This window comes from Vibrio sp. 1S139, from assembly GCF_041439475.1.
Lineage (GTDB): Bacteria > Pseudomonadota > Gammaproteobacteria > Enterobacterales > Vibrionaceae > Vibrio > Vibrio crassostreae_C.
Genome location: NZ_JBGOOD010000006.1, coordinates 1 through 22312, shown reverse-complemented (window position 1 = coordinate 22312; position 22312 = coordinate 1). Strand labels below are relative to the sequence as shown.

General features: G+C 43.2%; 16 protein-coding genes and 2 pseudogenes. 8 read left to right on the top strand and 10 right to left on the bottom strand.

From position 1 onward, the window contains the following. The first annotated feature begins 92 nt into the window (after positions 1-92). From ACED46_RS03570 to mrdA, 3 genes are all read left to right on the top strand, one after another. Positions 93-2000: an EAL domain-containing protein gene (locus tag ACED46_RS03570; protein WP_371720903.1), complete on the top strand. Its 1908-nt coding sequence runs from the start codon at positions 93-95 to the stop codon at positions 1998-2000. A 120-nt stretch (positions 2001-2120) separates the two neighbouring features. Next, positions 2121-3776, top strand: a complete 1656-nt coding sequence (locus tag ACED46_RS03565; protein WP_017060076.1) for an ABC-ATPase domain-containing protein — start codon at positions 2121-2123, stop codon at positions 3774-3776. 376 nt (positions 3777-4152) lie between these two features. Beyond that, positions 4153-6051, top strand: a complete 1899-nt coding sequence (mrdA, locus tag ACED46_RS03560; protein ID WP_371720902.1) for a penicillin-binding protein 2 — start codon at positions 4153-4155, stop codon at positions 6049-6051. Between the two features lie 125 nt (positions 6052-6176). On the opposite strand, the gene ACED46_RS03555 is transcribed toward mrdA, so the two are convergent. Both ACED46_RS03555 and ACED46_RS03550 read right to left on the bottom strand, forming a co-directional pair. Next, entirely contained in the window at positions 6177-6797 is a 621-nt protein-coding gene (locus ACED46_RS03555) for a DNA-J related domain-containing protein (RefSeq protein WP_371720901.1), read from the bottom strand. A 309-nt stretch (positions 6798-7106) separates the two neighbouring features. Next, positions 7107-7946 carry an isopenicillin N synthase family dioxygenase gene (locus ACED46_RS03550; RefSeq protein WP_371720900.1) on the bottom strand — a complete coding sequence of 280 codons (840 nt, stop codon included), beginning with the start codon at positions 7944-7946 and terminating at the stop codon, positions 7107-7109. 201 nt (positions 7947-8147) lie between these two features. Between ACED46_RS03550 and ACED46_RS03545 the strand changes: the two genes are divergently transcribed. After that, a complete protein-coding gene (locus tag ACED46_RS03545; RefSeq protein ID WP_102320821.1) occupies positions 8148-8753 on the top strand; it encodes a DUF2238 domain-containing protein in 606 nt (201 codons plus the stop codon). Between the two features lie 82 nt (positions 8754-8835). Here ACED46_RS03545 and ACED46_RS03540 read toward each other — a convergent pair. From ACED46_RS03540 to ACED46_RS03520, 5 genes and pseudogenes are all read right to left on the bottom strand, one after another. Further along, positions 8836-9087, bottom strand: a pseudogene (locus ACED46_RS03540) (hypothetical protein). 21 nt (positions 9088-9108) lie between these two features. Continuing rightward, positions 9109-10004 (bottom strand): annotated as a pseudogene (locus ACED46_RS03535) (DMT family transporter). 49 nt (positions 10005-10053) lie between these two features. Next, entirely contained in the window at positions 10054-11745 is a 1692-nt protein-coding gene (locus ACED46_RS03530; protein ID WP_102394480.1) for an SgrR family transcriptional regulator, read from the bottom strand. Between the two features lie 153 nt (positions 11746-11898). Continuing rightward, positions 11899-12132: a DUF3389 domain-containing protein gene (locus ACED46_RS03525; RefSeq protein WP_017064605.1), complete on the bottom strand. Its 234-nt coding sequence runs from the start codon at positions 12130-12132 to the stop codon at positions 11899-11901. 95 nt (positions 12133-12227) lie between these two features. Further along, the gene (locus ACED46_RS03520) at positions 12228-12653 is read right to left on the bottom strand and encodes a hotdog fold thioesterase (RefSeq protein ID WP_017060067.1); all 426 of its coding nucleotides are present in this window, start codon (positions 12651-12653) and stop codon (positions 12228-12230) included. 139 nt (positions 12654-12792) lie between these two features. On the opposite strand from ACED46_RS03520, the gene ACED46_RS03515 reads away from it, so the two are divergent. After that, a complete protein-coding gene (locus ACED46_RS03515) occupies positions 12793-13581 on the top strand; it encodes a M48 family metallopeptidase (protein ID WP_017060066.1) in 789 nt (262 codons plus the stop codon). 137 nt (positions 13582-13718) lie between these two features. Here the strand turns inward: ACED46_RS03515 and ACED46_RS03510 are convergent, their stop codons facing one another. Further along, positions 13719-14801: a site-2 protease family protein gene (locus tag ACED46_RS03510; protein ID WP_371720899.1), complete on the bottom strand. Its 1083-nt coding sequence runs from the start codon at positions 14799-14801 to the stop codon at positions 13719-13721. Between the two features lie 358 nt (positions 14802-15159). Here ACED46_RS03510 and ACED46_RS03505 point away from each other — a divergent pair, with 358 nt between their 5' ends. The 3 genes from ACED46_RS03505 to ACED46_RS03495 all read left to right on the top strand — a co-directional run bounded on the left by ACED46_RS03505 (position 15160) and on the right by ACED46_RS03495 (position 19722). Beyond that, positions 15160-16413 carry an outer membrane protein transport protein gene (locus tag ACED46_RS03505; protein WP_371720898.1) on the top strand — a complete coding sequence of 418 codons (1254 nt, stop codon included), beginning with the start codon at positions 15160-15162 and terminating at the stop codon, positions 16411-16413. An 18-nt stretch (positions 16414-16431) separates the two neighbouring features. Continuing rightward, complete coding sequence (locus ACED46_RS03500; protein WP_371720897.1) at positions 16432-18936, top strand: VolA/Pla-1 family phospholipase; 2505 nt, start codon at positions 16432-16434, stop codon at positions 18934-18936. Positions 18937-19164: 228 nt separating this feature from the next. Continuing rightward, entirely contained in the window at positions 19165-19722 is a 558-nt protein-coding gene (locus tag ACED46_RS03495; protein ID WP_017060062.1) for a PhnA domain-containing protein, read from the top strand. A gap of 83 nt (positions 19723-19805) precedes the next feature. Here ACED46_RS03495 and ACED46_RS03490 read toward each other — a convergent pair whose 3' ends face one another. Together ACED46_RS03490 and ACED46_RS03485 are read right to left on the bottom strand one after the other, a co-directional pair. Next, positions 19806-20957 (bottom strand): BamA/TamA family outer membrane protein, encoded by a 1152-nt coding sequence (locus tag ACED46_RS03490; RefSeq protein ID WP_371720896.1) that lies wholly within the window; start codon positions 20955-20957, stop codon positions 19806-19808. Positions 20958-21218: 261 nt separating this feature from the next. After that, on the bottom strand, positions 21219-22124 hold the full coding sequence (locus ACED46_RS03485) for a LysR family transcriptional regulator (protein WP_102427943.1): 906 nt from the start codon (positions 22122-22124) through the stop codon (positions 21219-21221). Positions 22125-22312: the final 188 nt, after the last annotated feature.

Here is a 22312-nt window from a genome sequence, read left to right as displayed (position 1 = left end):
ACTTATTAAACGTAAGGTTCATAGTTTTCTTTGGTTCATCATAATTAACACAGGATGTGTTGATGCATTTAGCATAATTGACTCGGAGTCATATGAAGAAGATAAAAACAGTAGACTTAGATATCCCAGACGATATGGAGCACGGTTGGCAAAATATTGTCGACCTCTTGGCTCAAATCACTCAAGTGCCCGCCGCACTGATCATGCGTGTTCACGCCAATTACATTGAAGTTTTTTCAACCAGTCGTAGCGAGAACAACCCATACAACAAAGGTGATTCTGAAACGCTGGGGAATGGGCTGTACTGCGAAACAGTGATGGAAACTCAACGACAGCTTCTTGTGCCTAACGCGCTTGCCGATCCTAAGTGGGACAACAACCCAGACATCAAACTCGGCTTAGTCTCCTATTGTGGTATTCCATTACTTTGGCCTAACGGTGAACTGTTTGGCACCATTTGTATCTTGGACTCGAAAGAGAATCACTACACCCCTACTTATATCAAACTGTTAGAGAGCTTTCGGACTTCGATTGAATCTCAGCTTAAAACCCTATTCCAACACGCCAAGCTTACCCAAATGAATCGCGACCTAAAAAACCGCGTTTACAATCGCACTAAAGATCTCGCGAGCCTTAATTACTCGTTGAATCAAGAAATTGATAAACGAAAAGCGGCTGAACAGAAGATTAACTTCCAAAAGAATCACGACCTCGGCACCGGCTGTTTAAACCGAAACGCATTTGAATCTCGCTTAAACCACAAGCTACTGTCACAGAGAAGGCTGACAGACAGCTCATTTGCAGTCGTTCATATTGGTTTTACCAACGGTAGACGCATACAAGCACGCTACGGCTATAACGCGTTAGACCAAGTGCTTGTTGAATACCGAAAACGCATCGACTGTATTTCTGATATCGATGTATTAACTGCACGCCCTACTTCGGTTGACCTCGTATTGGCGTTTAGCGTTAAAGATTTACACCATCGCCTTGAAGAACTTTGCCAGACGCTCGTTAAAGTTGGTCATTCAGAATTCGACATCGAAAGTGACAAAGTGCATTTGCACGCGTTTATTGGGATTGCAATTACGAACGACGAAGATGACGCGGAAAGCATTCTGCAGAAATCTTCTGAAGCGATGTTAGCCTGCAAAGATTCAGGACAAAAGTTCGCTTACTACTCTCAATCCCATACCGAAGAACAAACTCACATTAATAAGATCGAAGGCTATTTGCTTCAAGCCGTTCGTAATGATGACCTTATGCTCTACTTTCAACCCAAAGTTAGCCCGTTGACGCATCGCTGGGTCGGTGCTGAAGCTTTGCTTCGTTGGCGACATCCTGTTTTGGGTGATATCTCTAACGAAACCCTGATCCACATGGCTGAACAAAACGGTTTGATTTTCGAAGTGGGCAGCTTTGTTTTACGCAATGCGATTGAAAAAGCCAAAGAGTGGTCCGAATACGTTGAAGATTTCAAGATGGCTGTGAATGTGTCTGCAATTCAACTCAAGAACGTACACTTTGCTGAACAAGTGGTTCACCTACTCGAAACCTATCATTTAGAGCCTCGTTTCTTAGAACTTGAAGTTACGGAGAGTGGACTGATAGCAGATGAAGTGGTTGCCAAGAATACCTTGGGATCTTTGCACGATATTGGCGTTACATTGTCACTAGATGACTTCGGTACGGGCTACGCCTCCTTCAGTTATCTGAAGAAGTTCCCATTCGACACCATTAAGATTGATAAGAGCTTTATCGACCAAATGCTCAACTCACACGAAGACTCGGAAATTGTTCGTTCTATTGTCCAAATTGCCAAAAAGCTCGACTTAAAAGTGACGATTGAAGGCATAGAAACGGAGGTTCAGGAGCAATTTATTATTAACGAAGGCTGCGATGTGGGCCAAGGTTACCTTTACGGAAGACCAATGCCGAGCCAAGAATTCGAACACAGCTTAATCAATCAAAACTATTTGGGGACAACTCGTTACGCTTAAAGCGAAAAAGAGCAGTTAGTTTTGGATTTAGGCCTACTTTCTCTTTACTCTAAAGGTGGTGATTTTTATAATCGCCGCCTTTCTGTTTTTATCTTTCCCCTTATATAGGCATTCCTCGTTATGGATCAGTTGACTGCAAAGCTTAAAAAGCTCGAAAAACAAAACTACCGTGCATATCAACAAATTAAAGGTCAATACGACTTTGCTGATTTTGAATTACACATCGACCACATCCAAGGTGACCCATACGCGTCAGCTTCTCGTTTTCGTGCAACGCGCGCGTGGTCTTTGACCGGGTTAGATTGGCTGAAAGAAAAATCTTACGAATACCAAGTAGCCGCTCGTGACTTTATCGCACGTAGCTTCTCTGAGTTCGCGAAACAAGAGTCGACCGTTTCTATCGCGCTGACGGGTCAAACCGTATTAGACAACACAGCTGTTGTATTCACAGACCACGGCATCGAAATTCGTTTCCGTATTAATTTACCAGCTGATGGTCGTAGCATTCTTGCTAAGAAAGCGAACAACATCATCACTTTCTACTTACCGAAGTTTATTCGTCGCGCGACGCTTGAGCGTGAGTTAAACATCGATGCAATGATCAAACATTGTGAAACGATTGAAGACCAAGAAGCGCTGCGTGCTCAATTGGATGAAAACAACCTAGCCGCTTTCGTTGCAAACGGCAGTGTGTTACCTCGTATCGCGGGTAACTGCGACCTTCCAATGAAAGACGCGGTACCTTTCGCGGCTCCAGAATCATTGAGTGTTACGTTAAATACTCCAAACCAAGGTGACGTGACCGGCCTAGGCATTCCAAAAGGCATTACGCTGATCGTTGGTGGTGGTTTCCATGGTAAATCGACACTGTTGAACGCCGTTGAACGTTCTATCTACAACCATATTCCTGGTGACGGTCGCGAAGGCATTGTAACTGCGATTGATACGATGAAGATCCGCGCTGAAGATGGTCGATGTGTGCACAGCTTGAACCTGTCAAACTACATCAACCATTTACCAATGCAGAAAGACACATCTGACTTCAGCACACAAGATGCGTCAGGTTCTACGTCTCAAGCGGCTTGGTTACAAGAATCGATTGAAGCCGGCGTTCAAACTCTACTTATCGATGAAGATACGTCAGCGACTAACTTCATGATTCGTGACGAGCGTATGCAAGCGCTAGTGTCAAAAGGCGATGAGCCAATCACACCACTTGTCGACCGCATTGGTCAGCTTCGTGAAGAGATGGATATCTCTACCATTGTTGTAATGGGTGGCTCTGGTGATTACCTAGATGTCGCGAACACTGTGATTCAAATGCACGACTACCAAGCGGTAGATGTGACTGAAAAAGCAAAAGACGTGATTGCTCAGCACCCTACTCAGCGTACTAACGAATGTGAAACTGCTTTAGAAACGTTTGTACCGCGTTCATTGAACCGTGCTTCACTGATGAACATTCTGACTGACGGTAAATTCCGTGTTAATGCTAAAGGCAAAGAGTCACTGCGTTTTGGTAAAGAGTTTGCAGACCTTTCTGCGCTTGAGCAATTAGAATCACCGTCTGAAGTGAATGCGATCGGTTGGGCTTGGTTCCAATTCGCACAAACTCCAGGTTGGTCAAACAACCCTGCTAAAGAGTTTAACGCTATTTTAGAAAACGAATGGCACGCTAACATGCCTAACTACGGTGACCTAGCGAAACCAAGAACGTTAGATGTGATGGCTGCTCTGAACCGTATGCGTAAATCTCAGTTCAAGCCTTCGAACTGATTTCGTTAAATATCGGATTTATTGTGCTTCTAGGTTTTTGAAGTTTTAATCTTCTAATTTACTAAAGCTTCTAAGCCACTAAATAAGCAAATTAACCTTCTACGGCTCTCATTCTGAGGGCCGTAAATTTATCTAACCTCTTTTGACCTAACCTCTAGTGTCGTCAAAACTCTTGAACTTTATAAATTCATAAAACCAATTTTTACATCAATTACTTATCATCTTTTGTAATGAGAAAATTAAAGGCACTGTTTACCGCCATCTAATGCTGTCGATCCCTCAAAACATGACACAGCTTTTACAAAACCCTAGTGATATTCAGATAAAGTCCCGATTCAACAAGTGTAACCAAATGTAACAGACCCTTGAGGCTTCAATGAATCATAAACGCGTTAAGATGCGTGACCATAAAATCGAAGTGAACCTATTCAAAAACCGCGTAATCGTCGCGTTTTGTGGGATCTTGATGTTCACTCTTGTCTTAGTCGGCAATCTATACCGACTTCAAGTTGAAAATTTTAAAAGCTATCAAACTCGTGCCGATGGCAACAGAATCAAAGTATTACCTATCGCCCCTACTCGTGGACTTATTTACGACCGTAACGGCGTGTTGCTTGCAGAGAACAAGCTTGTCTTTGATCTAACCATGATTCCTGAGCAAACCGATGATGTCGATGCAATGCTCACCAAGCTAGACAAATATGTCCCCCGTGATGCAGAGCAGATCGCTCGTTTCAAAAAACGCTATCACAACACCCGCCGTTTTAAATCTGTGACTATTCTAGAGAACTTAACGGAGGAAGAGATCGCCAAGTTCTCCGTGCACCAGTACCAGTTCCCCGGCTTATCTATAGATACCAGCTTAAAGCGTTTTTACCCGAATGGTGAGGTGCTTACCCATGTTCTTGGTTACGTGGCGCACATCAATGATAGCGATCTCAGAAAGCTTGAAGAACAAGGGATAGAAGCGAATTATCAAGCTACAACAATCATAGGAAAACTGGGTGTTGAACGTTATTACGAAGATATTCTGCACGGCACCAAAGGTTATCAAGAAGTCGAAGTAAACAGCCGTGGGCGAATAGTCCGAACCATTGAGTACGTGCCGCCAGTAGCTGGTAAAGATATCGTGTTAAATATTGACCTTGAGCTGCAAAAATACGTCTTTGAGCAACTTGATCACCGAACTGGAAGCGCGGTTATTCTCGATCCGAAAGACAACAGCGTGTTGGCGATGGCATCAAGCCCGAGTTACAACCCTAACCTATTTGTCGACGGCATTTCGAGTAAGAACTACCAACGTTTATTGAATGATCCGGCTCACCCGTTGGTTAACCGCACCACTCTAGGCGTTTATCCTCCTGCCTCAACCGTTAAACCATTTATGGCTGTGGCAGGACTGCAAGAACATGTCATCTCTGAAGATACCATCCGTAACGACCATGGCGTTTGGAGAATTCCTGGCTCTAAACGAAACTCTAAATCGTGGCGTGACTGGAAACGTTGGGGTCACGGACCTGTCGATGTCACTCAAGCCATTGAAGAGTCGGTAGATTCATTCTTCTATCAAACCGCTTTCGATTTGGGTATTGACCGAATTTCAAGTTGGATGAACCGATTTGGATTTGGTGAACCGACAGGCATTGATATCTATGAAGAAAGTACCGCCAACATGCCGACTCGAGAATGGAAGATGATGCGTTATCGCACCCCTTGGTATCAGGGTGACACAGTTCCGATTGGTATTGGCCAAGGGTATTGGACATCGACACCTATGCAACTTGCTAAAGCAACGTCAGTATTGGTTAATCATGGTAAGGTGATGCCACCTCATATCTTAAGAGCCACCTTAGATCATGGTGAAGATTTCAGTACACAACAACTTGTCGAACCGGAGCCAATGCCCTCAATCACCGAAGTGCCGGATAGAATTTGGGATGTACCAATCAACGCGATGCGACTCGTGAACCACGGAAGTAGAGGCAGCGGCAGACGTGCATTTAAGGGAACTGACTATACGAGCGGCGGTAAATCAGGAACTGCACAAGTCTTTGATCTTGCGAAAGACCAGGTCTACAACTCGAAGAAACTCGCTAGACACTTGCTTGACCATGCGCTTTACACGGCTTTCGCACCGTATGAACACCCTGAATATGTCGCAACTGTGGTTATTGAACACGGTAACGGTGGCTCAAAAGTTGGTGCGCCTTATATCCGTAAAGTACTCGACTATGCCTTTGAACATAAAAGTGGTGAGAGCAAAGATCACTCCTAACACCAATAACTTAAGTCGCTACAGCACATAGCGTAATAACGACAAAGCCCCACTTGTGTCACTCACAATGTGGGGCTTTCTGTTTTAGGGTTCTAAGCAATTAGACAGCTAAAAATGCCTGTCGATTATGAGCTTCTTAATACATGCCATGCTTCACAGAGCGTCTGAAATTTTGCGGTGTTGCCTTCGTCTCTGTTCGGATGCCATCTCAATGCCAGTTGTCGCCAACGTTTTCTAATTTCATGGTGTGTCGCGTCTAAAGGTAACTCAAACAGGTTCAATGCTCGACTTCGATCCATATCGAGTTCATCACCACCCACATACTTTCTATACCGAGTCCAAAATTCGTTCAACAGCCTTTTGACTTCACCTTCATCCGCTTCATAGTTAACCCAATTAATGTAGTATTCTCGAAGTGGGTCTTGATGATCGATGCTGTGACTGCTTCCGTGATAACGACCATTCATCAATTCGATGTCCATCGCTTGGACTTGGAGCCAACCATCTGGGTGTAAGGTTTCTTGAAGCTGATAAAGCGCATTCATGATAAGGAAGTTCTTTTTAAACAACTCTTTCTCAGGCACAGCATCCAACACTGGCACAAACCCAAGATCGTTCAGATGAGCTGCCAATGTGTGTACTTTCCATCCGCTTGGCTTTTGCTTAAGCACTTCCATTATCGGCCAAAGCAATGGGTTTTCCATATGGCAATGAAAGTTTGCTCTCACATCTTGATAATTCGACATAGTTGACTCAGTTAGCTTCTCTGAATTAATGGATTTCTAGAACTGTGGATACTATAAGTAACCTGTTTCGCATCCGTTGCGTATCTTCTTTAATTGAAAGCGATTTTCTAAGATTTGTCGAGCTTAAGGACAAACAACTTTCTAACGTTTGGCTTAAAGGCACCTTTTATCGTCAAAACTGAGTACCATTTCGTTGAATACAACCGTTAGTAATAAAGCCGCAATTCTTTGGTACGGATACAAAAAAGGTCAGCGACTTAGCTGACCTTTCACATCTATCCCAATTTTAGGGACGAAGCATTGAACTGACTAGATAACGCCAAGCTCTCTTAGACGTTCCATTAGGTATTCGTTTGCTGTGTACTTTTCAGATAGCACTACTTCTGGTTTCGGGTGAAGGAATAGAGGCAAAGAGATACGAGACTTCTCTTGGCGTTCACCTGATGGGTTGATTACACGGTGAGTTGTCGATGGGAAGTAACCACCAGATGCTTCTTGAAGCATGTCACCGATGTTGATGATCATGTTACCGAAGTCACATGGAACATCTAGCCACTCGTCATTTTGAGCTTTAACTTGAAGGCCCGGCTCGCTTGCAGCAGGAAGAACCGTCAGTAAGTTGATGTCTTCGTGTTCCGCAGCGCGGATTGCACCTGGCTCTTCATCACCTTGCATTGGTGGGTAGTGAAGAACACGAAGCAGAGTCTGTTCACTGCCGTTGATCATTTCTGATAACGCAATAGAGAATTTCTCTTGTACTTCTTTAGGAGCATGAGCTTCAACCCAACCTAGCAGCTCTTGAGCAAAAACATTCGCACGTTGGTAGTAATCTAGAATCTGTTCTTTCAGCTGTTCAGGGATTTGGCCCCAAGGGTATACGTGAAAGTACTCTTTGATGTCTTTTACAGTGTGGCCTTTAGCAACTTCAGACACTGAAGGTGGAAAATATCCATCTTGTGTTTCAACATTAAAGTGGAAGTTCTCTTTCTCTTCAGAGATGAAGAATTGGTACCAGTTTTCGTAAATTGACTCAACAAGCTCTTTCGGGATTGGGTGGTTCTTAAGAACACCAAAACCAGTTTCACGTAGAGAGCGAACAAATTGTTCTGCTGCGTCGTCAGCAAGGTAATCGACAGTTTCCAGTTTCATGACTTTCTTTCTTGTTATGTAGTAATAGAGCGATTTTAAGGATCGCTTTGTTGTAAATCAAACTTTTGTGAAACTCTAGCAACCGTTTGTCTAGATACTGGGCGATAACACCACTTTTCAACAAATCTGGTGATTAAGACCCAATTGAACACTGTTCATTATTGTGTAACACTATTAAAAACTTCGACGAGAGATCTTGATATGACAATCACGCCACTTGCTCAAAATCGACCATTGCTGTCATTGACGACGCTGTATCTGACTGTGTTTCTATTTTCAGCGTTCGCTCCCTCTTCAAGAGCGGTGTGGATTGCCGAAATTGTCCCAGCGCTCGCAATATTGGTGGGTATTTGGTGGTTATCAACAAAGCTCACCTTCACTAAGACAGCTTACGTTTTGATGTTTATCTGGCTGATTTTGCATACGATAGGCGCAAAATATACCTTCGCGGAAGTGCCATTTGATTGGTTCAATAACATGATAGGTTCAGAACGGAATAACTTTGACCGTGTCGCGCATTTCTCTATTGGCCTTTATGCTTACCCACTCGCTGAGTACTTGATTCGTAAAAAACTGGCTCAACCGGTGCTGGCATGTTTCTTTGCGCTATTTGCGATTATGAGTGTTGCTGCAGGTTATGAAATTATCGAGTGGTGGTACGCGGAGATCGCAGGTGGTGATGAAGGTATCGCGTTCCTTGGCTCACAAGGTGATATTTGGGATGCACAGAAAGATATGCTGTGTGATACCACAGGCGCAATTGTTTCGCTATTACTTCTTAAGCTTCAAGGGCGTGTCAGAGCTTAAAGCTTTATTCTGAGTATCAAAAGTAACGTTGAAATGCCAAACACAAACTGTGCTGTGGCATTTTTTGTTTCACCGTGGCGGGTTATTTCATCGTTACCTTACCACCAACAAACTTGTAGGCTGGCGTACCTCGAACCAAAGTGTCACGGGCAAATTCAATCCCGCATTCAGGGCACACTCATGGCTCTGTCGTGAAATCTTCAACGATACGCTCCTTAAAACATTTCACGAGTGCACCTTTGCCACCTTTCCGATACTTAAAAAGCTGCGTTTTACATTTGGCACAGAAAATCTGAACCGTCTTGGTCGGTTGTTTCTTGTTTGGTTTAGCCATAGAAGTTAATGATTGAACTCTTTATTTCTTAAGTTTAGGGGCGACAAGAACCAAGCTTATCCCTAGAAGTATAACGGTTGATGAGACTATAAATTGCATAGTGACAGGTTCAGATAACAGTAATACACCACCAAGTGTTGCGATAACTGGAACAGAAAGCTGTGCAATAGACGCAACCACGGTATTCAGTTTTTTCACTACGTAATACCACAAACTATAACCCACACCGGAAGCCACCGAGCCCGATATAACCGCGTAAATCAAACCTGGTTCAGTGATAGACACTTGCGTTAACGCATTAGGTATCAAAACTAATAAGCTCAATGCCACAAGGATAACTAGCGAACTGAATCCAAAGTTAGCGGTGGTCGATTGCAGTGCGTTTGACGATGTCTTTCCTGCCAATGTGTAAATACTCCGGCCAGAGACATCAAGATAATAGAAACTAAGTCGGGTACTTGAGTCGATTCCGTTGGCATTAACAAGTAAACAAGCCCTGCCACAGATAACAAACACCCGCCCCACTCAATGAGTGACATTCTGTTGCCAGAAAGCAAGTGCGCGGCAATCATCGTAAATTGCACTGCGACAAACAACACCAGCGCACCAAGACCTGCGCCAAGCTCTAAGTAAGCAAACGAGAAACCAAACATATACACGAGCAGTGACAATATTGATGTTAATTGAAACTGTGATTTGAGTTTTGCATATGCCGATGTGTTGTTTGTTAACTCACGTTTAGACTTAGATTGGGAAGATAACGTTAATAAAATCAGAAGCGTAAGCGCACCAGATAAGATGCGAACGATCGAAAAGTTCAAAGGATCAATCGTTTGATCCATTAAGGCCCAGCGACACAAAACTGAATTAGCAGCAAATGCCACCAGCGTAATAAATGTAACCATCAGAGTTTGCATCGTTTTTTCCTAAATGAGTTATTTGGTCCTAACTGAGTTTTCTTGGATTTCAATCAACGTCAGGCTTCACCCAAACTTGGCTAAAGTCGAACCAACCTAATGCATTACATTTCGCGTTTTGCAACGTACCACATTGATCTTTATTAACGCCTAACCAGCAATGGAACATCGGGATCAATTGATTGCTTTGGACCAGTTGTTTACCTAACTGTCGTGCTGGGAATTGCTCGAATTCACCAGAACGCCAACGGTCAATCATGTAACACCATTGGTCGAAGTCCTCTGCCGGGCTAGATTCATCAAGAAAACTGTAGTCCATTAACCAGCCAGCCAAGGCGTCGTCTCTGTTATTGGCGATGCCCATAGGGTTAATCCAAACATCAACATCATCGGCGTGCGGAGGATCGGTTTCGTAACCGTAAAGATCAACATCGACGTTGTATTGCTTCAGCACCGTGACAATCGCCTTTGCAAGCGTTGGGAACATTGGGTGTTGGCATTGATACGCTAATCTTATGGTAGGCTTCGAATCTGCTGGTGGACAAACGGGCACTTTTAACTTTATGTCATACCAACCGGGTTTTATCCCATAAGCGTGTAACACGCCCAAATCGATAACAGTCTCTTTTGGAATATGAACAAACAGATCCGCCGCATTCAACGCGTTAGATAAAAACTGTGCCCATGCGGGATCTTGTGCAATACCTTTCTTTCTATTGAGCAGTAAATACGTGCAGCCAGGATCGAGTTCTACTTCATCGCTATCGCCACGGTCGGCCATAACAGGCTTAGATAGGCTTGGGTAAACCATTGAAGAATAAGCCTCATCCACCACCCAAACTTCAACGCGATCAATTAACGGTCTAAAACCAAAGTACCCATTAAAAGCGGTTAACACGAGTTGTTTCTCGTCGTTCTTTTCAATGCGATAAGGTCCCGTTCCAATCGGTCGAATATCGTAGTCTTCACCACGTAAAGTGATCGGTAATGTGACTTTAGCGACCGATTCCGTTAGTGCGAGGGGAAAATACTTGTCTGGACGTGTGAGAAAAACATCTACTACACAATTTGCAGGTGAAGAGACATCTTTGATATGCGAAAACATGTTGAGAGGTTCGAGTGCAAGCAGTGTATCCACAACATGATTGGTTAACAGAGGTTCCCCGTTATGGAAACGAACACCGGGTCTCAAGAAGAATCGCCATTGGTAATCGCTAATCTGCTGCCACGAGTGCGCAAGATCAGGCTGGAGCTGATCGTTTTCATCCAAACGCGTTAGACCACTGAAGACTTGGCAGGCGATGTGTTGCTCTGAACGACGCATAGACTTTGTCGGATTAAGCATGGATAGCGGACGGTAATAAGGCAAACGAATAACTTGTTCGCCTTCTTGATACTGTACACCCAAGTAGTTTTGAATAACTTGGGTGAGTTTGGCAGCATTGTGATCAAGCACTGACAGCGCCTGTCCAATTTTGCCTTCTTGTAAATAGCGTCTTGCTAGGTTCTCGCTGACATCACAACGATTCTGTTTAAAGATAAGTTGAGATAACTTCCCTCGACCAGCTGCAGGTAACCATTCTACCCACCCTTCTTCTTCAAGCTTGTTGAGTACCATTCGGGCATTACGACGGGTACAACAAAGCACATCCGTGATGTCGTCGAGTTGAACATCAGAATCTTTACCATCGAAATATTCAAACAGGGTTTCAAATTGAACGCGAAGTCTTGGGCTGCTCATAAAGAGGAAAACTTATTCAAAGGACATTGAATTCAGTTTCCCTATTTTATGGCGTAAAATCAATATTACTGACACAATTTTATTGTGAATTATGAGTACGACATCCTAAGATGTTATTCAATCTTAAGGGTTAAGTGCCTTTACCGTAAAGGATTACATTACATCGCAGCCAATTTCATTAGCGATTTCACGGAGCTGCTGTTCATCGTCTAATTTTATCGACCATTTACACTCAGAACCGTTAGCTGAAATAACATTTGCCCCTTTTCCGATCAATTGAATTGCATCAACTTGGGCTTGCAGCGTGACTCTATGCTCCCCATCTAAACGAACAACCAATTCATGTGCGGTTGCGATGACTTTTCCACTTTTAAACGTTATGACCATGGGCTTCTCGGGTTACTTCTTTAAATACTGATTGCTTGTTCTAAGTACTGATTACTTCTTCTAAAGACAAAACCAGCGTACGACTGCCTAGTCTGTTATCGCTTATGTTTCTTAACGGCAATGGTTAAACGGCTGGTACAAACTAAGCGTTGACGATCATCAGTGATATTGATCTGCCATACTTGAGTAGAGACGCCCAAGTGAATAGGCTCAGCAGTACCAATGACATGCCCTTCACGCATTGACCTTACGTGGTTCGCATTGATATCGAGCCCAACGCAATAATAGCCTTCTGGTACGCAGAAGTTTGCAGCCAATGAGCCAAGCGTTTCTGCTAGCACAACCGATGCGCCGCCATGAAGCATACCCAGTGGTTGGTGCGTAAAGTGACAAACCGGCATGGTTGCTACCAAAGAATTGTCATTTACTTCGGTGTAAACAATGTTGAGGTGTTCAATTAAGGTATTTTTTGAGGTCGCGTTGAAGGTATCTAGGTCAACGGGCTTTTTCCAAATACTCATATAGGTTCCTTAATTATTGATCTTGTTATCGCGTGCATAGCTTTTTTCTATATTACCGCTGTTAGTTATCTTACAGCCCTTAGCTATTACGCAAGTTGATGTTAACATGCATAAAAACCGAATACACAGAGGATATTGTATGACGTCATGGATGAAGTTTGCCTCGCTTCTCACACTTGCAGGCCTAACCGCGTGTAGCGCTTCTCCGACAGGCAGAAACCAATTGCTGCTTTTTTCAGATAAAGACATGTCTCAGCTTGGAGCACAGTCTTTTGAACAAATGAAAAAAGAACAACCCATCAGCAAAGATGCCAAAACTAACGCTTATGTACAGTGCGTAGCGAACAGCATCACTCAATATATTCCTAAACAAGGTTTTAGTGAATGGGAAGTTGTTGTGTTTGATAGTGATCAAGTGAACGCATTCGCCCTACCTGGCGGAAAAATCGGTGTATACACAGGGTTACTCAAGGTTGCAGTCAATCAAGACCAACTCGCGACGGTTATCGGTCACGAAGTGGCACACGTTTTAGCGGACCACAGTAATGAGCGCCTTTCTCAGTCTCAAATCGCTAATACGGGCTTATCTATTACTAACGTTGCGTTAGGTGCATCAGAATACAAACAGTATCAAGGTATGACGATGGCCGCGTTAGGGTTAGGCGTTCAATATGGCGTTATTCTACCGTATGGGCGAACTCAAGAGTCTGAAGCCGATGTTGTTGGTTTAGAGTATATGGCTCAAGCAGGTTTCGATCCAAACCAAAGTGTCAACTTGTGGCAAAACATGGCGAAAGCATCAGGGGGTAATCAACCGCCAGAGTTGCTTTCTACGCACCCTTCCCACAGTACGCGTATTAAAGATCTACAAGCAACGATAAAAACGCTTCCTCAATCAGGTTCACCAAGACCAAATTGCAAAGCGTAATCTAAGTAAGAATCGCCTAGCTGGTGTAAATACAAAAATGCCCTATCCATATTGGTTAGGGCATTTTCAGTTTCTTGCTTGCTAACAGTTCAAGTGCACTAAGCAGCTGGATAATTCCAACAACAGAAACTCACTCGTTAAGTACCAAGAATTTGTAATGGTAGGCTTAATAGCTGATCACCAGTAGATGCAAAATACCAGATAACACCAATCAAACTGCTCACTAAACCTACATACCAAACGAACGACACGACTTGCCCGTATTTGTCTAACGGTAACAAGTGACTGTGATGACGTCCTTTCCATTCAAACAGTATTTCAACACTGCCCATGATCAATAAGAAACCAAACAGGGTTAAATTCAACTGATAACTCAATACCACACCAGCAACGGCAGCCGCGACACAAAGTACAATGCCAAGCACACTGTTCATCGAGAAACTGATACTTTTAAGAACATGTCCGCCATCGAGAGGCAAAATCGGCAATAGATTGAACAGGTTTAATAGAGCATTAAATACTGCAAGGCCGGCAAAGAACATTTCGCCAATCGCCCAATACAGCACCATAAATACTAACGACAATATCAGGCCGAACAATGGCCCCATGATTGAGATAACCACATCTTGCCAACGCGTATTAATCTTTTCATCGGATAACGCCAAGCCACCAAGAAATGGTATCAAATAGATCCCTTTGGTTTTCATGCCGAAGTATTTCATCGCTCTAATATGACCGTACTCATGGAACATTAAACAGGCGATTAAGGCCAAAGCGAACTGAATTGAAAACAACCATGAATAGGCCGCTAAACTCGCAGAAGCAAGTACGACCTTGATTAGCTTGGCGCTTTTAAGCGCTTTCATACCAAGCGACACCAACCCAATTAAGCTAAAACGCTTCTCTGTTTTAGGAGCGACAACAGGAGTTTGTTGTTCAATATCTTTGGTGTTTCGATTGCCTTCGGTAATGGTTTGCCCATTCACCGACGCTTTATACGTCATCTCAAACGGTTGCCACTGAACGGTCGATTCAACGTGACACTGCAACGTTTCTTCGCCAGCGCGTAGTGTAAATTCGTGTTTTCGGGCGTCTTCTTGGTCTGTGGTCGCATCTAATTGAGATACCAAAGTGTTATCCCAATACAACTGTTGCCACCCTGCCATTGATCCTTCTAAACGAAGCGGTTTACCAAGAAACTCTATCGCGAGTAATTCCAAACTTAAAATTCCAATTTAATGACTTCTAACGAGTGTCGATATTATGCCGATTTAGCGAATGGTGGTAAACAGAAACAAAGTTGTTACATATTGAGCTATTGAACACTATTTATACCGCAACGATGCATAAACACTCTGGTCACACCTCCAACCACGAATAAATTATTGATTATACTTATATTATCGATGTTAAAGTGCCGCCCCTTTAAAACATAACCTCACAAAATAACAACTCTTTCTTTGACTTTATATAAAACATGAATTTAACATGCCATTTACATTGGAGCTTCAGCACCAAAAATGCTCAGTGTGTTTTCAAACCATAATAACGAAATTCGATGCCCTAGGAGGGTCAAGGATGAAAACAATACAACGCTCTCTCGTTTCACTTTCAGTACTATTTGCATGTAACTCACTTGCGGCTGGTTTCCAAGTTGCTGAGCATTCTGCCTCAGGTCTTGGTCGTGCCTTTTCAGGTGAAGGTGCAGTAGCTGATAACGCGAGTGTACTAGCGAGAAACCCCGCCGCAATGACCCTATTTGATACAGCACAGTTTTCAGGCGCGGTTTCTATCGTTGATCCCGAGGTAGACGTTACTCAAACCAAAATCAATGACAACGAATTCAACCAAAAATCATCAGATGTAGCTCCTTTACAAATTGTCCCTGCTGCTTATTACATTAGTCCTATCAACGACAAATGGGCTTGGGGAATTGGCATGTTCACGACTTACGGAGTAGCCACTGATTACCCAGATGATATTTATGCTGGTGATTTGGCAGGTGACACATCACTAATTTCAGTCAACTTAAATCCAAATATCGCGTACAGAGTTAACGATAGTTTTAGTGTTGGAGCTGGAGTTAACTTTGTTTATGCAGAGGCCGAGCTCAACAGACACAAAGGCAGCCTTCCTGTTGGTGGCTCACCAAGTGACAAACTAATCTCGATGACTGGTGAGACTTTTGCTTTTAGTTGGAATGTAGGTGCGTTATATGAACTGAACGAGTACAACCGTTTTGGGTTTGGTTACCGCTCATCCGTTGAACTCGACTTTGATGACGGTGAGTTCACTGATTACACAGGTCTAAAAATGGAAAACGGCGCTCCTGGTAAAACCACAGGGCGTCTAGAAATTGAACTGCCCGATATCTTCGAATTATCTGCTTTTCATCAACTTAACGATGCTTGGGCAATACACTATGGTTGGCAGTTAACTAAGTGGAGTAAGTTCAAAGAGTTAAAAGCCACTAGTTCAGATTGTAAAAACAATGAATGTTTCTTAAAAACCGAACATTACGAAGACAATCAGAGATGGTCTGTAGGTGGAACTTACATGGTTAATCAAAATTGGACGGTACGAGCGGGCCTAGCGTATGACGAGCAAGCTGGTGAAGCGACATTAAGCATCCCAGACAGCGATCGTATGTGGTATTCAGCAGGTCTCACCTACGCTATTTCAGAGAATATGACTGTCGATGCTGCATTTGCACTCGTACAAAGTGAAAGCGGTTCGTTTACCGAAACTGATGCGGCAGGACAAAAGCTTACATTTGATGCTGAAGGCGTTGCTTACCTTTCAGCGATACAACTTAACTACATCTTCAACTAACCGTACGGGAATAATTACATGAACAACAAATTTTCTTTATCTCTCGTATGCTCAGCATTACTACTTGCGGGCTGTGGCGACAATAGTGAAAGCTCTGGTGATTCAACAGCGGCACCTTATTCAGATGCAATCAACCAATCATTAGCTAGAAGTTCAAAAATTAGCTTCACTCTTCTAGGTAATGAAGCGGATGTTCCTCTTCCTTCGTTTTTCTTGTTCGATACCAACGATCACACTCTAAATATTCCGTTAGATGCAAATTCAACGGGGCTCTTGAATGATCCAAAAGTAGCCATGGGGGAAGCTGATGGTTGGAGTACTATCATGCCGTTCACTATCAATGTGAATCTTCCAAGTGATAGGACGCTGAAGAATGATGTCGTGATGATGGGTACGACACCGTTTAGCGCGCACCTAAATGCCGGTGTAAAAGTTGCTAAAGTGGATGTTGACCTGAGCACTGGTGTAATGTCTAACTTTACTGCGCTAACTGCTGGCGTTGACTACTTAGTGGCATCTAGTGATTTTAAGACCATACAAGTGTTGCCTCTTAAAGGTTTAGATCCTAGCTCTGACTACATCTATGCATTAACTGACTCAATTGTTGATAGCGCAGATGAACCACTTGGAACATCAAGCTCTTACGCATCTTTAAAAACGACAGATATTGACCAAGCAGGCTCGCTCGATTTACCACAGAAAATCATCCATCAAGTTGAAGCGTTGTTCGCTGGCTATGGTTCTGTATCAAGCTCAGATGAAATCATATACTCATCTTGGTTTACTACTGCGTCGGCAGGTAACGTTATGAACGGGACCAAAGCTGCAATTGCACAAACAGTTAGCCCCGCAGTTACCCCGTCTGATATATGGAAGAACCTAGCGAATCCAAATAGTATTTCGGAAGCTGATCTTGATAATCTGTATACATTTACAGTTGATGGAACGAAACAGGATTTTGCTACAGCTGTACAAGCTGACGCGATGTTTAAGAGTGCATTTGGTAACGATGCTGCAACACAATTAGCTGCGGGTTATAACACTAACTTTTCAACACCAGCAGCAGCTTCTATTCAAGTGTATCGAGGAACAGTTAAATTACCGTACTTCCTGTCAGATTCGTTAACTAACAATGCGTGGAAAACAACGCCTTGGCGCAGTGCGATGCCTAGTGTTTTAACTATCTTGAATGTACTCAGCTCAGGAAGTGACTCGGACAAAACAGCTATTGCTACACAGCTGGCAGGTTTAGGGATCACAGAGCCTGCTACTCAACTCTATCAAGCAGAGTACCAACAATTACTCATTGGAGAAAAGTTAACTCTTGCAAGCGGAGAGCAATTGGATAGCGCTAGAGTTATGACGAAATACAGCGCTGTACCGCAAATTCGAGCAGCAAAGTCAGTGCCGTTCGTTATGTTTGTACCTGAAGGAGCAGCTATCGACAGCAGTTTACCAATTTTACAGTACCAACACGGTATCACTAGCATCAAAGAGAGTGCTTATGCTTTTGCGATGCAGCATATTGGCGGCGCACTTACTGGATCTGCACCATACAAACCCTATGCAATTATTGCTATCGACCAACCACTTCACGGTCAACGCGCACTAAGTGCAGATATTGTTACGACACCAACAACACCTACTGTATACATGAATCTTGAGTATTTACCTGTTGCACGAGATAACATCCGTCAGAGCGCCATTGATGGTCTTGGAGTTCGTTTTGCGTTAAATTCTGCTACTGATGCAGCATTTAGTAGCCTCGACAAAACGAATGTGTCTCTATTTGGGCATTCTATCGGGGCGATTACAGGTATCAGCTCTTATACCGTTGGTAACAGTTCGTTGAACCCTGCTATTGATTCTATGTTTAGTTATACAAGTGCAACACTTGCTAACCCAGGTGGTGGCATTGCCCCTTTCTTGCTTAAGTCAGGTTCGTTTTCTCCTGAGATTAAGCACACCGTGAGCCTATCAAGTGTAACCGAGTACCAAGCACATTATGTAAGTAACTGTGTGCCAGTCAGTAAGTCAGGTGGTGATTGCTTTAATGAATACTACACAGCCCTAAGTAATGATAGTGCTTCAGCCTCAGACAAAGCAGTCAAAGCGACAATCGACTCGATCCTTACTTCATTCACTTATGCTGCGCAAACAGTTCTAGATAACGTTGACCCATATAATATTGCATCTACAACTACGGGACCTGTGCTTGGTATTCAAGCGAATGGTGACGAAACGATACCAAACTCGGTCGCTGAGTTTCCAACAGCAGGTACCGAACCCCTGTTTAAAAAGTTATCCTTGGTTAATACTGCACTGGACTCTTCGGGAGACAAGCTGGCTTCGTATTTTGACAAAGCATCTTCAGAAGCAGACCACTCCACTGTAATTTCTCAGCAAAATGCTGGTGATGCAGCAGCCAACGCAGAAATGACCTCACAAATTGTACAATTTACCTTGTCGCAAGGTACTGGCATTGCAAGCGTAACCGCTGGCTTGTTAGATGCGAGTAAGTAAGCGCATGAGCAAAATTTAATTTAACCAAATGCCAGCCTAACCGCTGGCATTTTTGTCTCTGTCGTTCGAACAAGTCCCCTAGTTGACCGTTTGCATAAAACTTTAAAACACAAATGGTTGATCTCAGCTAAAATTAATCAAGACAGAATACCGTACGACCTCTTTCTTTATTGCAAATAAAGTGGATAATAGCCCCGTAATTTAATACCTAATAAATGTGAGTCCATTATGTCTTCTGAAGCTACTATGCTAGAACGCTGCCAATCTAAATGTGAACTATGTGGTTCTGATTCTTCTCTTACTGCATACGCAGTGCCGCCACACAGCCACGTAACAGTGGATCACGGCATCATGGTATGTGACAAATGTCTTGGTGAGATTGACGATCCTAAAGATATCAACCACTGGCGTTGTCTGACTGACAGCATGTGGAGCCAGGAAGCGCCAGTTCAAGTAACGGCATGGCGTCAACTTACTCGTCTGAACACAGAAAGCTGGGCTCAGGACGCGCTAGACATGATGTACCTTGAAGAAGAAACATCAGTTTGGGCACAAATCGGCATGTCTGCTGATGACAAGCCTCTTGATGTGAATGGCGTTGAACTTAAGAAAGGTGACGACGTAACAGTAATCAAAGACCTGCCAATCAAAGGTACTAACCAAGTGATTAAGCAAGGTACTGTTATTCGTGGTATCAGCGTTGGTGACGATCCTAAGCTTGTTTCTGGTAAAACAAACGGCGGTCAATCAATGTACGTAATCGCTGAGTTCTGCCGTAAGAAGTAATCTTACTGTAAGAAAGTGATAGAAAACGAAAAGGCGCTAATTAGCGCCTTTTTTCTTGGAAAAATTTAACCTATTCCGTTGTTCTAGAAACCACTGCCTACGTTAAAGTAGATAGCGCGTTCTTCATGGCTTTGCGCATAATCCATCCCAAGGTGCAAACCGTAACGTCTCGCGATTTGGTATCGAAAGCCGACACCTCCGGCATTGACGGTACTGTCGTGGCTTATGCCGTTATCTTGCTTTGCAACCCCTGAACCGTAAAACCCAGACACCTTCCAACGATGAGTGATGCTATACGTCAATTGGCCTTGGATTGTTTCAATCTCATCTCCTTGGTACCGATAAGATGACACCCCGCGTAACGACACGTACGGTTTCGCTGTGGGTGATACAAACAGGTCTTGCTGTTCGAAGCTTTGATAATTTGCAGCCAAGCCTAACGTCCATTTATTGGTAATTGGGATATAGGCTTCGCCATCTATGTTCAAATTTCGGTAATTGTAATCACTGCCAATCGCATCGTCGTACACCATGTAATCTGCAGACAATTTGTAACCTTTGGTTGGATAAAATAAATTATCTCTTGTGTCATATTCAGCCTCCAACCCTAAACCAGAAGTAACCGATTCGTTACCCAAAATTCGGTCTAAAACCATGTTATCAAATTCAATCTCAGACTTAGCTAATAACTGCTTTATTCCCAACATCCAAGGCGTATGCCCAATCCGGAACTGCACCTTTTGTGAAAGTACGGCTACCGAAGTTGACGTGCCTATTCTAAGGTCATGATCTATGGGGCCCCAGTTGATTGATGTGTACAAATCCAAATTCGCAACACCAAAGCCGCCGCCTCCTGTGTAACGAATGGAATCATTCATCCAAGATCGTCTATGGCCACCAAATACAAACCAAGTTTCGTTCTCTGTCCCTACTGCGCCCACTACTGACATTGCTGAGGGTACTAACTGCGCACCACCATCTATGGCAGAAAGAGCAGCTTGCTTTCTTTGTCGCTTTTCCTCATCCGTCTCATGTAAAAACAAACCAACCACACCGCCGCCGTACCCCACCGCAGGCTCGGTAATCAAAATTGGGATAGGCAAAAAGCCATGTGCGTTTTCCGCAAGGTGATGCCCCATATCAAATTGACCATCAACAGGATCATAAAACGATGCGAAAGAAGATGTTGTAAATAAAAAGCAGGAAAGAAGAACAATGCCGCCGCAGCGAGTCATAAAATTTGCCTCATAAAAAAGACCGGGTGACGAAACCCGGCCGAAAGTTTGCTTCCTTGCAATAAACATAGAAATTAAACACTTATTGCCAATAAAGGGGGTCCTTAATCGACAGGCATAGAATAGGCCAAATAATGGTGTTGCCCTACTCCTATATAGAGGATGTCGCCCTACAAAATTAAAGAGCTTTCGAGATGACAGAAACGCAAAAGGCTCATATAAATGAGCCTCTATTAATAAGTTACCTACATTCTTCCTTTGCTAATATTGACTCAATACTCGATCAACATGTTCTTGTATAACAGATAAAACCGATAATTTTACATCCTTCACTTGCTTAGAATGATGGCACCAAAGCGCAAAACCGAATTTGAATCCTTGGTGCATTTCAGACGACTGTATAGGTTCAATGTCGTAATGGGAAAATTCAGAATGAGCAAACGTTTTTGGTAACAGTGCCCACCCTAAACCGGCTTCAACCATTTTAATAACTAACGCCAATTGATCGACTTCTTCGTTATCGGAGCTGATGGTTACTTTTTCTGACATTCCCTCTTCAATAAACGATCTCAAGATAAACTGCTTTGAATTTCTTAACGCTAAAAGTACATCCTCTTGCGCCAAAGATGAGAACTCACCATTTTTTTGAACGAATGGGGAAAACTCAATGTGACCTAGAAAAGTCGCATCAAAGCTGTGTATACCCCGGCTGTCATGCACATTGACTAGTCCAAAGTGATACTCTCCGCTTTGAAGGCCCTTCTTAATATCCTTTTTGTTTCGAATTAAAAAGTTCACTCGCATCATCGGGAAATCACGACGCAGTTTCTTTCGAATATCCAAAAGCATTTGATGAGGTATCACACCAGAATAAGCAAAGGTGATGTTTTCCAACCCGCCATAAGACAAGCTCAAAGCCACCTTGTCGAATGTTCTTGCCTGTTCAATCGTTTGCTTAGCGTAGTGGTAAAGATGATGACCATCTTCTGTCGGCTTTACAGAGCGTCCAACCCTTTCAAATAGGCTTACCGCGAGTTGGTCTTCAAGGTTAGTTATAACCTGCCCGATTGTCGTTCTGTGCTTGTTAAGCTTGACTGCTGCCTTGCTGAAAGAGAGTTGGTCATAAACGGTAACGAACGCGAGAAGTTGTTCAATGCTGAAATTCATGTTGTTGTGCTTACTTTTAATCGTTATGTATTTAAATTATCACAGGTTGGCGAAATATCTACTTTGTCAGAATAATATTAGTGAAAATAATTCGTCAATTTGAAACAAAAAAACCTACTTAAGCTAGTAGGTTTTCATAGACAGAACCTTAAGCACTAAGCTCAGCGTAAATTCCGTCTAACGTAATG